The organism is Methylorubrum rhodesianum, assembly GCF_014199985.1.
GTDB classification, from domain to species: Bacteria; Pseudomonadota; Alphaproteobacteria; order Rhizobiales; family Beijerinckiaceae; genus Methylobacterium; species Methylobacterium rhodesianum.
On sequence record NZ_JACHOS010000001.1, the window covers coordinates 281,783 to 296,182 of the forward strand.

A 14,400-nucleotide genomic window follows, 5' to 3' on the forward strand; every position below is an offset into this window, starting at 1 on the left:
CGCTGCGTCGTGCTGGGGTCGGATCGGCCGGCGCGGGGCGGCGGCCTTGGACGGATCGGTAGGCTGCGTCGTCCACCCGGCGATCGATGGCCGGATGCGTGGTGGGGCGGATCGGCGAGTCCGGTCAGGTCTCGCGGAAGCTCTTGTTGATGGACTCAAGGAAGGGCCGCACGAGGTAGTCGAGGGCCGTCCGCTCACCGGTCAGGATGAACACTTCGGCCGGCATGCCGGCCACGAGCTCGAGGCTCGAATTGAGTTCGCGGATCTTGGCCGCATCGACCTCGACCTTGGCGATGAAGTAGCTCTCGCCCGTCCGCTCATCGGTCATGCGGTCGGCCGAAATTGAGCGCAGGCGGCCGTCGATCTGCGGCAGGTTGCGTTGGGCGAAGGCCGAGAAGACGACTTTGGCTCCCATGCCGGGCCGCACGACATCGACGTCGATCGGCCTCACCCGCGCATCGACGATGAGGCTCGCGTTCTGCGGGACGATTTCGAGGAGAGCCTCGCCCGGCCGCACGACGCCGGATTCGGTCGTCACCCGAACGTTCATGACGATGCCGTCGATCGGCGCGGTCACGAGCGTGCGATCCAGGACGTCCGTGCGAGCCGGCAGCTTGCTGCGCAGCGAGGCGAGTTCGGCGCGCACCGTGTTCAACTCCTCGTTGACCTTCTCGCGGTCCTGCTGGCGCATGGTGAGGAGTTCCATGTCGGCCTCGCCGACCGCCTGCTTGTTCTTGGCGATGCGGGCGAAGTTGCTGGCGCGCGCGCCGCTCAGCTCGGCCTGCACCCGTTGCAGCGACAGAAGACGGGGGAGGCGCTCGAGTCCCTGGCGCAGCAGGGTTTCCACCGTCGCGACCTCCTGCTTGATCAGCGCCTCCTGCTCGTTCTGCGAGGCGATGACTTGGCGCAGTCCCTCGCTCTCCTCGTGCAGCTGCAGAATGCGTTGACCTAGGATGCGCTCGCGACCGGAGCGGGTCTCACGGCGGCTGATGAACAGGGTCTCCTGACCACGCAGAGCGCTCGCCAGGGCGGCTTGATGCATCAGCGGCGCGTCTTGGGGGGGGATGGCGGTCGCACCGGCCTGCTCTGCCAGCAGGCGCGCCTCTATGGCCAGGAAGTGGACGAGGCGCTCGCTCAGCTCGGCCATGTTGGCCCGCGCGAGCGTGTCCTCGATGGTGACGAGCCGGTCGCCCGCGCGCACCAGATCCCCCTCGCGCACGTGGATGCGCTGGACGATGCCGCCCTCGAGGTGCTGCACGGTCTTGCGGTGACCATCCGGGCTGACGAAACCGGGAGCGACGGCCGCCCCCGCCAGGGGGATGGCGGCCGCGAGCGTCGCGCCGCAGCCGAACACGAGCAGGATCGTTGCCCAGCCGAGCCGACGCGGCGCCCGAACATACTGGGACAGGCTCTCGGACCCGTCCTGAGCACTGGCGCCTTCGCCGGCCTTGGCACTCAGGATGAGGGCGAGGGCGCAGGCTCCCAGCAGCAGCACGAGACCGATCGAGGGGTCGATGCCGGTCTCCCGCAGAAGCGCGAACGACGGATCGATCCAGGTCTCACGCAAGCCTGCGGCCGACGGGAGCCACGCCGCATCGCGCAGCGCCGCCGACGATGGAGCCGTTGCCGCGCCGAACAGCCCGGCAGCGGCGGTCATACCGGTGACGAGAGCGAGGAGGAACACGGCAAAGCCTCCGATCCTCGTCTTGCGCGATGAGGGGCGGGAGGCACGGCGAGCCAAGGTCCAACATCCCGCAGTGAGGAGAACGAGGCCTGCCACGGCCGCCAGTTTCGCCCCGAGAAGCGGATCCGCGATGAAGGGGGCGTAGACGTCGTCCAGAATTGTGCCCGCAAGGCCCACGAAGCCGTCGAAGGTGGCTTGAGCGAAGGATTGCACCGGCTTCAGCAGGGTCTCGACGCCGGCTTGGAGACTGGACTGCGCCGCGGGTTGTGCGTGCGGTTCGCCGGACAGGGCGGGTGCCGGGAAGGATGACAGGAGGGCGAGCATGGGATCGGCCTTCGACAAGACACTCGGCGGGTCACTCGGCGGGGGCACGCGCGGCCAAGGGGGCGGCAGCGAAGGGCGCGGCAGCGAAGGAGGCCGCCGCGGGTCCGACCGGCGCGCTCCGGGGAGCGGGGGTGGTCGCCTCGTCGCGTGGCTTGGGCACCATGAGGTGCTTGAGCACCTCGTCGCGCGGACCGAACGCTCCCACTGCACCGTCGCGCAGCACGAGGAGCGTGTCGGCCGTCCGCAGAGCGCCGGGCTGGTGGGCGACGATGACAACCGTGCGGCCCAGGCGCTTCAGCTCGATCAGGGCGCGGTTGAGCGCCTGTTCGCCGTCGCCGTCGAGGTTGGAATTGGGCTCGTCGAGCACGACGAGGACAGGATCGCCGTAGAGCGCGCGGGCGAGGCCGATGCGCTGGCGCTGCCCGCCCGACAGCCGGTTGCCGAGGCGGCCGACATCGGTGTCGTAGCCCTCCGGCAAGCGCAGGATCATCTCGTGCACATCGGCCAGCATCGCTGCCCGCGCGACCTTCTCGGCATCCACGACGCCCATGCGGGCGATGTTCTCCGCGACGGTGCCTGGGAACAGATCGATCTGCTGTGGCAGATAGCCGATGGAGCGGCCAAGCTGGGTCGGGTTCCAGGCCGTGATGTCGGCTCCGTCCAGGCGCACATGCCCTGAACTCGGCACCCATGCCCCGACGATGAGCCGGCACAGGGTCGACTTGCCGGAACCGGAGGGACCGAGAATGCCGCAGGTCGTACCCTGTTCGATGCGGGCGTCGATGCCGCGCAGCACCGGTTCGACTGCACCTGGGGGCGCGTAGCGTACGGCTTCCATGGCGAGACGCCCAACCGGTGCCGGGAGATCCATGGGACCCGCATGATCCGGCAAGGCGTCGAACAGAGCGCGGAGATTCGCGTGCGCTGTCCGTGCGGAGACCCAGCTCCGCCACGCGGTGAGAGCCCGCTCCACGGGCGACAGTGCGCGCCCCAGGATGATCGAGGCGCCGATCATGCCGCCCGATGTCAATTGACCGCGCAGGACGAGGAGTGCGCCGACACCGAGGATGACGATCTGGAGGCCCAAGCGGAGCGCCCGGGTGAGGTTCGAGATCGTCTCGGTTACGTCCTGCGTGCCCTGCGCACCGGCATGGACGGCGCCCTGTCGATCGCGCCAGCGGCGCAGCATGGGATCCACCATGCCGAGCGGCTTGAGTGTTTCGCCATGCTCGACCATCTGCTGTGCACTGAATTGCAGTTGGCGCGCGTCGCCGGCGGACCGTGCCGAGGCCGAACGGGTCAGCACGTCGTTGAGAACGGCAAGGCCGAACAGGATCACGGCACCGGCGACCGCGACAGCACCCAGTGCCGGATGCATCAGCCAGATTACGATGATGAAGATCGGCATCCAGGGTGCGTCGAGGAAGGCGAGTAGTGCCTCCCCGGAGATAAAAGTCTTGAGATCCCCGACATCGGAGGCGCTCGCTTCACTCCTGACGCCGGCGAGCCTCGCATCGACGCCGCGGCGGATCACCGGCTGTGACAGCCGCTGCTCGACCCAAAGGCCCGTGCGCGCCAGGACACGGCGCCGCGCTTGCTCGATAACCGCATAGGCCGCGATTCCCAGGAGCGCCGCGATGGTCAACCACAGCAACGTGTGTAGCGATCCGCTGGCCAGGACCCGATCGAAGACCTGCATCATGTAGATGCTGCTGATCAGCATGAGCAAGTTGACCGCGAGGCTGAACCACATCACGGGCATCACCTGCCGGCGCACTTGGCGCATACAGTTCTTGAAAACGCCGTCCGTCGTCATTGTCGTACGCTCTACAGAAATGTTGATCGGCGTATTGAAGATGGACGATATTTGGACTGATCAGCGTGCCGGTCTCGGCTCGCGCTGGCAGACATGACTCCTCGATCTGTGACGCATCGAAGCATCACAGGGGATCAAGGAGAGGAGCGGGCACAATCTGGCCGCGCTCGAACTGTCTATTTGGATTTTTCCTCCCGCCCGAGGACGGTTCCCTTGTTTCTTATCTGGATCTGAACCGGTCGCTAGTCACTTCGCACTACCCAAATGGGGAGAGTGAATAATAATATTTAACCGAATTTTAACTTAGGTAGTCATCGCAGGCGCCATGGCGCTCCGGGCGCAGCCGAAACTTCGCGGAGCTTCGAGTGATCGGCGTAGACGTATCGTAGTGCTGCCGCAGAGCCGACGACACGATGGTCGGCTTCCGATCGGTCCGAGAATATGATCGCTCTTAAGCCTATCGTGAGCGGCGCAAGACAGACAATCCACTCAGCAATCCCACGAGGTCGGCCTGTCTGACCAACCCAGTCTTGGCGAACACACCCTTGAGGTGGAAACGAACCGTACCGACGGTAACGCCCGTTTTCCCGGCAATCTCTTCGAGTTTGTCGCCGGCTGCGATGCTGTGGGCGACCCGCGCCTCGGCGGCGGTCATGGCAAAGAGTTTTTGGAGCACATCTTCCTTCGGCACAGCCGGTCGGACGACGTGCGTCACGAGGACGAGAAAGGTCGGCACCACGAGGGGACCTGAAATCAGGTGGTCGTCGTCCCGGATCACATGCATCAGAAGGGGGGGCTGGTCGCCCTGCGCCGGAATGGGGATGAATTGCTGAGGCAATGTGGTCGCGGCTGCGCCGCGAAGGCTTGCTGCCAGTCGTGTCAGTGCAGCGACGATTCGACCATCGCGTGCCCCGTCCGTCGGACGAGCCCTTCCCAGCTGCTCTGATTTCAAACGATCCGTTTTGGAGAGATAAGGCCGGAATGCTCGATTGCTCCGCGTTACTTCGAGACCGGCTCCCATCGCAATCGCGGCGGCGATTCCGAGATAATCGAACATTTCCACCGCAATCGATGTGCTTCGCTGCACAATTTGTGCAGAAAAATCGAGCGATCGATCCAATTCTAGTCTTACATATCGCAGATTTTTCTTAATCGAATCTATGTAGGCGTGCATTTTCGAAGTAAATTCGAAAAAATAGACAATTCTATACTGACCGCAGAACATGAACACTGAGAAAGCGTACAACCGAGTGCCCCCGGATTCGACGCCTTTCTGCGCCACATGGGCCCCATCAGACGAGTTGGTTGAAGGGAGAGTGCAGAGATGCCAGCCGTCACTCTCACGTTCCAGACAGGTCGATAAGATGATCTTTGAGATCGCCGTCAGCGCAAACATTGTGCCCCGATCAGGCATCATCGTCGACGTGACGATGCGTTCGATCTCTCCATCCTCGCCGCCGAGCAGACCAACCCATCCCCTTTCCGCACCGACGAAGGCAACGATCTTGCTGAGCAGATCAGGCCGAGCCATTTCCGCGAAATCGGCATCGAAAGCGAGCCTGTCTGCGTAGTTTAACTCAGACCTTGTCATTTCAGATATCGCTTTAGCGCTCGGCATATGACGGCTTTTAAACAGTTTCATATTTATAGGCAATTCAACCGTGCATTTTGCGCGCTACGCATGGTTGTCCACATAAAACGAGAGCTGCCATACATATTAGTTTGATACAAGAACGCGAACATTATCCAATGAATTGCTTGCAATATTGATGTGCACGTCGCCGCATTTCCAGTACTTCCCTCTCAAGCACAGGGAATTTATGCAGCGAAGGAAATTCGTAGCGCGAAGTTAAATTGCCGTGAGGCTGTGACGAAGCGACCGCGCGTGGAGCGCTCCTTCGGAGCATGAAGAAGACGAAGGCGAGGACGTGCAGGTCGGCTAACGTGCTTGCGGAGCGCACGTAGACTTTGATGGGACAGCGTGACGTGTCGGGTCACAAGGTGGCCGAGCATATCCACTGCCAGCTGCAGCTTTGAGACTGCTTGCACTCGGCCCTACCGTAGCCGGCCCTCTCATCGCACTTGAGTATCGCCCAACATTCGGCCGTCGAGGATGGCTGCTGACAATTCGGCCTTGTTCCCTGCCACCAAGAGCAACACGGCGCAGCGGTCCTGGTCCGTTGTTCGAAGCAGTCCGCCGACAATTTTCACCGCGCCTGCTTGTCGATGGCTGGTCAGGGCGGAAGGCCACGCGCTCACTACGTCAAAGCGGACTGCATTCTCCTCCTTCGGCTGCTCGATTGTAGCGTTTCGATGCGCAGCACGGTACGTGCTGACGCTTAGAACGCCGTTAGTTATGAGCCGACGTGCTCGTGCTGCGTCCCGGGTCGGAGGGCCCGGCATGCGGCTACGACGAGGGTTGGCGAACGCGGTCGTCGGTCCACCCGCGGCCGGTCGCGTCACGGCGTGGTGCTTCCGCGATGAGGCGTGACCGCACAAGACGTTCGAGCGCCTGCGACCAGGCGGCATGATAGAAGGCAAGGCTCAGGGCTTTGGCGGGCCTGCCCGACGATAGTACTCCGATGGTTCGGTAAGTGGATCGGTCTGAGGCTGAGCGTAGCAAGGAGACGTAGCAAGGAGACAAGGTGTCACCGGACGGGAATTTCGCCGTGGAGCCAACCCTGCAGGATCGCGAACTGAACGATTTGGGCTCGGCTTGTCAGGCCCAGTTTGGTGCAGGCCCTGGCCTTCTGGGTCTCGATGGCCTTGGGTGTCGCTCCGAGGCGGTCGGCGACTTCCTTGCTCGTGAAGCCGAAGGCGACGAATCGGAGGATGTCCTTCTCGCGCTCGCTCAAGGTCGAGCAGGCTGCCTCGTCCACGCTGGAGTGCAGGAGACGATGCGGAACGGTGCGTTCCGGCAGTGCCGGATCGACGTAGATGCCGCCCTCATGAACCGCCCGCACCGCGCTCGCAATGTGCTGGAAGGCGGACCGCTTGAGGACGTAGCCGCGAGCGCCCGCCTCGAAGGACTGGTCCACGTAAACCCGACTCTCGTAGACGCTCAGCATGATGGCGCGCGTGCGGCTCCTCAGCTTGAGGAGATTGCGGACGACCGCGACGCCGTTCATCTCCGGCATGTTGATGTCGAGGATGGCGACATCCGGTTCATGCTCGACGATCGCCCGATAGGCGGCTGATCCCGTCTCGACCGACGCCACCACGACGACTTCGCCGGTGTCGGCGATCAAGCTCTTCACGCCGTGTCGGAAGACCGGATGATCGTCCGCCAGCACGACGCGAATCGGATTACTCGGCATGTCCGCTCTCCTTGGCGGACAGGTAGATGCGGGCGACGATGCTCGTGCCCTTCCCGGGAGCGGCCTCGATGTTCAGGGTGCCTTCGACCAGCGACAGCCGCTCGCGCATCCCGAGGAGGCCGAGTTTTCCCTGAGAGACGAGGAGGCTCGTGAGAGCCTCGTCGGCTTCGAACCCACGACCATTGTCGTCGATCGTCAGCGTGACCTGGAGCGCGCTGAACCGCAGCACGATCGACACACAAACGCCCGGTCCCGCGTGCTTGGCCACATTTGTCAGCGCCTCCTGAGCCAGCCGATAGAGCGTGATGGCCGTCTCAAGCGGAAGGTCCGCTTCCTTGCCGACAATCTGGAACTCTGTCGCGATCTCCGTCACCCGGCTCCACTCGTCCAAGAGGGACCGCAATGCGGTGACGAAACCGAATTCCTCAAGGGCCGCGGGCCGGAGCTCGAGGGTCACCCGCCTGAGTGACTGCCCGATGTCCTGCGTGTGTCGCAGGAGCTGCTCGACCTCATGGATCGCCGTCGGGCACGACAGGCGTGACGCAATCTTCCTCAGTCCGAAGGTCAGGGTGACGAGCTGCTGACCGGCATGATCATGAAGGTCACGCGCAAGACGCCGACGCTCGTCCTGTCCAGCCCGATAGAGCCTGGACAGAACCGCGTCCCGCTCGGCCTCGGCGCGCTGGCGGGCCTGCGCATCCTCCTCAAGGTGGGCCAACAATCGGCTGCGCTCGGCCAGGAGCGCCTGCATTTCGATTTCACGGCGCTTCCGCTCCTGCATGACGCGCCGTGCATCGCTCAGCCGATCGGTGAGGAGGCGAAGTCGGCCCTCCAGGCTGGTCGGCGTGAGATGCAGCAGGACGAGCGGCTCGCCACCATACGCGCGTAGGACGATGCGCGCGCCCCGGCACGGATGACGGCGATAGCCCTCGGCCCCGGCATGGACGAACAAGGCACCGGGAAGCGGATTCTCGGTCCGCGAGCACAGGTCGAGGTAACGGCTCATCCGCTCGCGCTGCGTCCCCTCGACCGGCAGGGGAAGGCCGACCGCGAGATCCGGCACTCGGTCGAATGCGGCTGCATTGGCGTCCTCCACGAGCCCGAACTGGCGCACGAGGATCAAGGGATCCGCAATGAAGGCGAACAGGGCCGCGAAATCGGCCTCAGGCCCAGGCTCGCCGATGATGCCGCCGTCCGCCGCCGGGTGTGTCAGGGTCGAGGTTGATGACAATCCGGCACTCGGACGCCCCCGCGGCGATGGTCTCGGGGAGATCGACTCGTGCATATCCCTGACTCTCCGCGGCCAGATGCCCACACACGTTCGCTGTCAGCATGCACAGCGAGGGACATTTCTTCGCCAGCTCTCCGAACGGGCAGCGCCTGTTGCCGAGGACGATGCGTTGCTCGGTCTCCTCCACGACATAGAAATCGCTTCCGATCCGGCGCTTCATGTCGAGCAGGGCGTCGATCATTCCTCTCCTGTCGAGGTGGCTCGCGCCGCTCGCCTGAAGGTACTCTTCCTGAATCTTCTCTCCCACCGCGAGTCCGACCAAGCTGATGAAGCCGCCAGCTTCACCGGATCCGACTGTGTCCTCGAACAGGGATCCCATGGTTGTCACCACGAGATCCATGAATATTTCACGATCCATGCGGATCTGCGAGCCGCACAAATCACTGCGCGAAGCCGCCACACTCTGTTCCACTGCCGCCTCCCAAGCAGCGCCACTCTCAACAGATATCACGGGTGGTATCTGCACATCAATAGTTAGTACTATGCCATGGTTACTACGAATGGAAATTTGGAGGTAATCGGGCAAGCTGCACGGTGCGTATGGCTCAGCCAGAAGGCGGCATAAGACGGTCAGACGATGTGTTCACCGTTCGCGAAAAGCACGACTAAACTGATCTTGCAGCGGTTTCATAAGGTAGGACATCGCTGTTCTCTCGTCAGTGGCCACTTGAACCTCGACGGGCATTCCGGGCACGAGGCGAGCGGAGCTTCCTAACCGTTCGATCTCCCCGTCCTGCAGCTCGATGTGCCCGACATAGAAGGACTCGTCGCGCGGGCCCTTCGTCGTGGACGGCGAGACATAGGTCAGCACCCCCTTGAGTTCGGGCGTGGTGCGCTGACTGAAGGCAGTGAAGCGGACGCGGGCGGCGCGACCGACGCCGGTCTGATCGATGCTGGTCGGCGGGATGCGGATCTCGATCCTGAGCTTTGCATCCTCGGGGACCACGGTCGCCAGAATATCAGCCGAGGTGACGACGCCGCCGACCGTGAAGGTCTTCAGTTCATGGAGAATGCCGGTCACGGGCGCACGGATCTCGGTGCGCGTCAGGCGATCCTCAAGGGCCACACGGCGGTTGCTCAGCTCCGCCGCCTTGGCATCGACCTGGCTGAGTTCGCGCTGCGCCTCGGTTCGCGCGGTATCCCCGATCGCGATGATCTGAACGCGGATCTCGCTCGTCCTCGTCTTCGCCCGTGCGATCGATGCTTCCAGCGAACCCTGCTCGCCGGCGAGGCGATGCTTGTCGCGCGTGATCGGGAGGAAACGGGAGCTCTCGTACAACTGCTTCTCCACGAGAATCGACAGCTTGCCGTGCTCATGGGTGAGAACAGCCAGTTCGTCCCTCTTCGCATCCCGCTGCTTCGTAAGGCCGGCGATCTCTTCGGCGATCTGTCCGATCTGCAGTTCGAGCTGCTGGCGCTGACTGTCCCGGCTGGAAAGATTGCCCAGGAATAGCCGGAGTTCACCTTCCAGGATCGACTGCACTTCGCCGCCCTGATGAAGCAGGGTCTGCGGGAAGTTGACCTCGCGCTGGCCGTCACGCTCCGCCAGGAGCCGGGCCTTTTTCGCCGCGAGTTCAACAAGCTGACCCCGAACGATCGCGAGTTCCGCGCGGGTCTGCGCGTCGTCGATCCTCAGCAGGACCTGACTGGCGGTGACCGCTTGCCCGTCGCGCACGAGAATTTCTCCGACCACGCCGCCATCCCGATGCTGCACGGATTTGGCGCGTTGATCGACCGCGACGGTTCCCGACGCGAGGATCGCGCCGCTGAGATCGGTCGTGGCAGCCCAGCCACCGACGCCGCCGACGAGCGCCACGCCGAAGACGAACCCTGCGACGATGCGAGGAGCGACCGCGAACGCGACGTCCGCGCGGGATTGCGGGTCACGCCGCCTGAAGGGACGGACTCCGCGATCGGGAGATGTACGCATGATCCTTCTCCTTGGTCGATCTCAATTGTGGAGTGTCGGCGGGTCGGGGAACTGGGCCGTCGAGAAGCGCAGCGCGTGCTCGCCGTCGAGGATGACGGTCGTCTCGTAGGCATCGTCATGGTCGAGATCGGCCGAGACCACCGTGCAGTCCCTGCCGTCGAGACGTTCGAGCCGGTACTGGATGCCGGTCGGGGCATCGGTCCCGCCGCGGAGCGCCTCCGCGAGAGGGCGTCCGGTCGCGGATTGCTCGTCGAACAGCGCGTAGCGGACGAGGTCGATGTAATCGCCGACGGAGAAGTCCGTGATCTGCACGACGAGAGTGCCGTCGCGCTTCACGGAAGGGACGGCGAAGGCGTAGACGTCGCTTCCATCGCCGCCGGTGAGGACGAGATCCCGCTCGCCCACCACGAAGCGGTCGTCGCCCGATCCTGCCATGACCGCCTCGATCGAGGTGATCCGGTCGAGGCCGAGGTCCCGAGCGGATATGGTCTCGTTTCTCAGGTCCACCAGGAGATCGACCGTGGCGGCGGACAGGTCGAGCGTGTCCGATCCGGAGCCGCCGTCGATCGCGTCGTCGGCACCGTCGAGGGCGAGGATGATGACGTCGTCGCCCGCCCCACCCGCCACGACGTCGCGCCCGGCGCCGTCAGAGAGGATGTCCCCACCCTCATCGCCTTGCAGCCGGTCGTCGCCGGCATCACCGACGAGCACGTCCGTTCCAGCGCCCCCGGACAGGTCGTCGGCCCCCGCGCCGCCATAGAGACGGTCGTCACCTGCGTCCCCGAGAAGGCGATCGTCGCCGTCCCCTCCATCCAGGATGTCGCGTCCCTCGCCGCCGTCGAGCAGGTCGTCGCCTGCGTCGCCGAACAGGGAATCGTCGCCCGCCTCACCGAACAGTCGGTCGTGACCCGATCCGCCCGAGACCACATCCGCGCCCGCCCCGGCGAACACGATGTCGTCGCCCGGCCCGCCGAGGACGGTGTCGGCACCGGCCCCGGCGACCACATGGTCGCTGCCGCTTCCGGCGTCGACGAGATCGTCGCCGCTGCGAGCGTCGACATTGTCGTCGCCGTCGCCGGCGGTGATGTCGTCCGCGCAGGGCGTCCCGAGGATCAGGTCGTCGCCATCCGTGCCGCTGAACACGGCACGGTCGAGAACCGTCAGATGGGCCGTACCGGCGACCGAAAACTCGCCGTCGGTCACCGCGTAGGTGAGGGTGACCGGACCCGCAGCGTCGGCGTCGAACACCCATCCGGACCCGTCGGCCGTCACGGTGCCGGAAGAGGCCCGGACGTCCCTCACGGAGAGGGTGTCGCCGTCCGGATCCGTGGCGCCGCGCAGAAGGTCGGTCAGCGCGATGGTAAGAAGTGCGCAGCCCGCGACGTCCCCGAGCTGGACGGGGCCATTCACGACCGGTGCTCGGTTGCGTTGTCCGGCCGGTCCCTCGTTCTCGCCGCGTGGAGGCGGGGTCGGACCGGTGGGGGAGGGGGCGTCGCCTGGCATGGCACCGGGAGGAATGCGGGGACCGCCCTCCGCCTGTCCAGGATCCTGCGGATCCGCTCCTCCCGGCGGCTTGGAACCGCCTTGCCCGGCAGAGCCTTGATCCGACGTGCCACCCGCCGCCTTCTCGGGCGGCTGCTGGGAGCCCTGCGCCTCGTCGCGCGGGTCTCGTGGATCCGGTTCCGGACGAGCGGAGTCCTGCGGCCGTCCACCGCCGCTCGACAAGCCACCGCCGCGCGCGCCCGATCCGGCAGCCAAGGATCCGCCGTTGTCGTTGATCGGCTGGGGAATGACCGGCGATGCCTTGAAGTCCCCCAGGTCGGGGTGTGGGTCGGGCCTCGCGAAACGCAGGCCGCGTGCGAGCAGTTCGTGCCCGTCGTCGAACAGTGACATGCCGGATTGCGGCGCCGGCGACGGCGGCTCGGCGAGCGGCCGCGGTGCCTCGGAGGGTTGCCCGGAGACCGGGGCTGCGAGTTCCTCGGAGTGTACGAGGCGGAGGGCGTCCGCTCGGGCGGCCAAAGTCTCAGGATCGGGTTCTTCCGCCAAGGTCGCCTGAGGCAGAAACAGGGATTTCAGGTAGGCGGCCACGGCCGCGACCGCGACCGCAGCGTAGTAGGGGACCGCCGAGCGGCGGTCGGCACTGCGCAAGACGTAGCGCTCGGCCCCCTCGGATGGGTCGCGGCCGGGTTTCGTGCCCTTGATCTCGATCGTCATGCCGGCACCCGCTCCGGCACGGAGCGCTCCCTGTTCGATGCGTTGACCGCCTGGGTGCGTTCCGGCCTGGGCGCGCCGTCGCGGGCGACCTTGCCGAGGATCGCCTCTTTCGGGCCGAACGCCGTCAGCTTGCCGTCCTGGATCACTGCGACGACGTCCACGGCCGCCAGCACGCTGGGACGGTGGGCGATCACGATCGCGACGCCGCCCCGGGCACGCACGCCGTGGATCGCCGCGGCCAGCGCCGCCTCGCCCTCGGCATCGAGATTGGAATTGGGCTCGTCGAGGACGACGAGGAACGGGCTGCCGTAGAGTGCGCGCGCGAGGGCGATGCGCTGCCGCTGCCCACCCGAGAGCGCCGTCCCGAGCGGCCCGAGTTCGGTCTTGTAGCCGTCGGGCATGCGCAGGATCATCTCGTGCACGCCCGCCGCCTGCGCGGCCGCCACGACCAGCGCAGGGTCCGCATCCTCCGCCAGGCGGGAGATGTTCTCCTCGACGGTCGCGTCGAGAAGGCAGACCTCCTGAGGCAGGTAGCCGATCATCCGCCCGAGACTCGCCTCGTCCCATTGCGGGAGGTCGGCCTCGTCGAGCCGGACGCTGCCGCGCAGCAGCGGCCAGATTCCGGTCAGCGCGCGACCGAGGGTGGTCTTGCCGCCGCCGCTCGGCCCGATGACCCCGAGCGCCTCGCCGGCCTTGAGTTCGAACCCCACATCCGAGAGGAGCACGCGACCCGTGCCGGGAGCCGCCACCGTGATCTGGCCGACCCGGAGCGACCGGCGGGCCGGCGGCAGCGGCATCGGCGGCTCGACGGCGGCGAGGGCGATCACGGTCTCCTTCAGGCGCCGGAACGCGGTTCGCGCGGCCAGGATGACCTTCCAGTTCCCGATCGCCTGATCGATGGGTGCCATGGCGCGGGCCGATGTGATCGAAGCCGCGATGATCGCCCCGGCGGAGAGCTCGCCGCCGATGACCAGATAGGCGCCGAGCCCGAGGACGGCCGACTGCAGGATCATGCGCAGGACGCGCGCGATCGCTCCGAAGGTTCCGCTGATGTCGGTCGTGCGGGTCTGCAGGTCGAGGTGTTCGTCGTTGGCGCGGCGGTAGCGATCCACCGCTCGGTCGGCGAAGCCCATTGCCTTCAGCACGTCGGCGCTGCGGGCGTTCGAGTCCGCGATAGCGTTGCGCGCCACAACCGCCTGCTGCGTAGCGCCGGTCCAGCGTCGGGTCAGGAGCTCCGCGAGGATCGTCAGCAGCGCGAGGACGACCGCACCCGCGACGGTGAGCGCTCCGAGATAAGGGTGGAGCATGTAGACGAAGACGAGGAAGACCGGCACCCACGGCAGATCGAACAGGGCGACGAGGCCCGGACTGCCGAGGAAGCCGCGGACGGTATCCACGTCGCGGCCGCGCTCCATCGCCTCCGCGGTCGAGAAACCGAAGCGCGGCATGTCGATCCCGACCCGCTGCGCCAGCGGTGCGACCCGACGGTCGAACTGCGCCCCGAGCCGAACGAGGATCTGCGAGCGGAGAACGTCGAACAGGCCCTGCGCCAGATAGAGGCCGACGGCGAGGATCGAGAGCCCGACCAGCGTCGGCAGACTCCCGCTCGGCAGGGCGCGGTCGTAGACCTGCAGCATGTAGAAGGAGCCGGTCAACGCCAGGACGTTGATGATGCCGGACATCCCGAACAAGAAGACGAAGGGCCCCCGGATGCTCCGGGTGAGCTGCTCGGCGCAACGCTGTTGAGCGAGCTTCTTCTGATCTCTGGAACGCATGGCGGACGCTTCCCTTCAAGAGACAGGGAGACCGGGCCCCGGAGCGGGG

The 14,400-nt window shown here is 65.6% G+C and carries 10 protein-coding genes; 1 reads left to right on the plus strand and 9 read right to left on the minus strand.

Annotated features, from left to right (window positions below):
* Positions 1-124: 124 nt before the first annotated feature.
* Entirely contained in the window at positions 125-2,008 is a 1,884-nt protein-coding gene (locus HNR01_RS01200; protein ID WP_198580315.1) for an HlyD family type I secretion periplasmic adaptor subunit, read from the minus strand.
* 31 nt (positions 2,009-2,039) lie between these two features.
* A complete protein-coding gene (locus HNR01_RS01205; protein WP_246417347.1) occupies positions 2,040-3,731 on the minus strand; it encodes a type I secretion system permease/ATPase in 1,692 nt (563 codons plus the stop codon).
* Between HNR01_RS01205 and HNR01_RS27435 the strand changes: the two genes are divergently transcribed.
* Positions 3,715-3,921 (plus strand): hypothetical protein, encoded by a 207-nt coding sequence (locus HNR01_RS27435; RefSeq protein ID WP_246417348.1) that lies wholly within the window; start codon positions 3,715-3,717, stop codon positions 3,919-3,921. The genes HNR01_RS01205 and HNR01_RS27435 overlap by 17 nt on opposite strands.
* A 360-nt stretch (positions 3,922-4,281) precedes the next feature.
* Here HNR01_RS27435 and HNR01_RS01210 read toward each other — a convergent pair whose 3' ends face one another.
* From HNR01_RS01210 to HNR01_RS01240, 7 genes are all read right to left on the minus strand, one after another.
* Positions 4,282-5,415 carry a helix-turn-helix transcriptional regulator gene (locus tag HNR01_RS01210; protein WP_183666119.1) on the minus strand — a complete coding sequence of 378 codons (1,134 nt, stop codon included), beginning with the start codon at positions 5,413-5,415 and terminating at the stop codon, positions 4,282-4,284.
* A 1,057-nt stretch (positions 5,416-6,472) separates the two neighbouring features.
* Entirely contained in the window at positions 6,473-7,141 is a 669-nt protein-coding gene (locus tag HNR01_RS01215) for a response regulator transcription factor (RefSeq protein ID WP_153875239.1), read from the minus strand.
* Entirely contained in the window at positions 7,131-8,093 is a 963-nt protein-coding gene (locus HNR01_RS01220) for a sensor histidine kinase (protein WP_246417349.1), read from the minus strand. Before HNR01_RS01220 ends, HNR01_RS01215 begins: the two co-directional genes overlap by 11 nt.
* A 211-nt stretch (positions 8,094-8,304) precedes the next feature.
* A complete protein-coding gene (locus HNR01_RS01225; RefSeq protein ID WP_309236197.1) occupies positions 8,305-8,844 on the minus strand; it encodes a methanogen output domain 1-containing protein in 540 nt (179 codons plus the stop codon).
* Positions 8,845-9,015: 171 nt separating this feature from the next.
* On the minus strand, positions 9,016-10,362 hold the full coding sequence (locus HNR01_RS01230) for an HlyD family type I secretion periplasmic adaptor subunit (protein WP_183666121.1): 1,347 nt from the start codon (positions 10,360-10,362) through the stop codon (positions 9,016-9,018).
* A gap of 21 nt (positions 10,363-10,383) precedes the next feature.
* Entirely contained in the window at positions 10,384-12,576 is a 2,193-nt protein-coding gene (locus HNR01_RS01235) for a calcium-binding protein (protein WP_183666123.1), read from the minus strand.
* Entirely contained in the window at positions 12,573-14,351 is a 1,779-nt protein-coding gene (locus HNR01_RS01240; protein ID WP_183666125.1) for a type I secretion system permease/ATPase, read from the minus strand. Before HNR01_RS01240 ends, HNR01_RS01235 begins: the two co-directional genes overlap by 4 nt.
* Between the last annotated feature and the right edge of the window lie 49 nt (positions 14,352-14,400).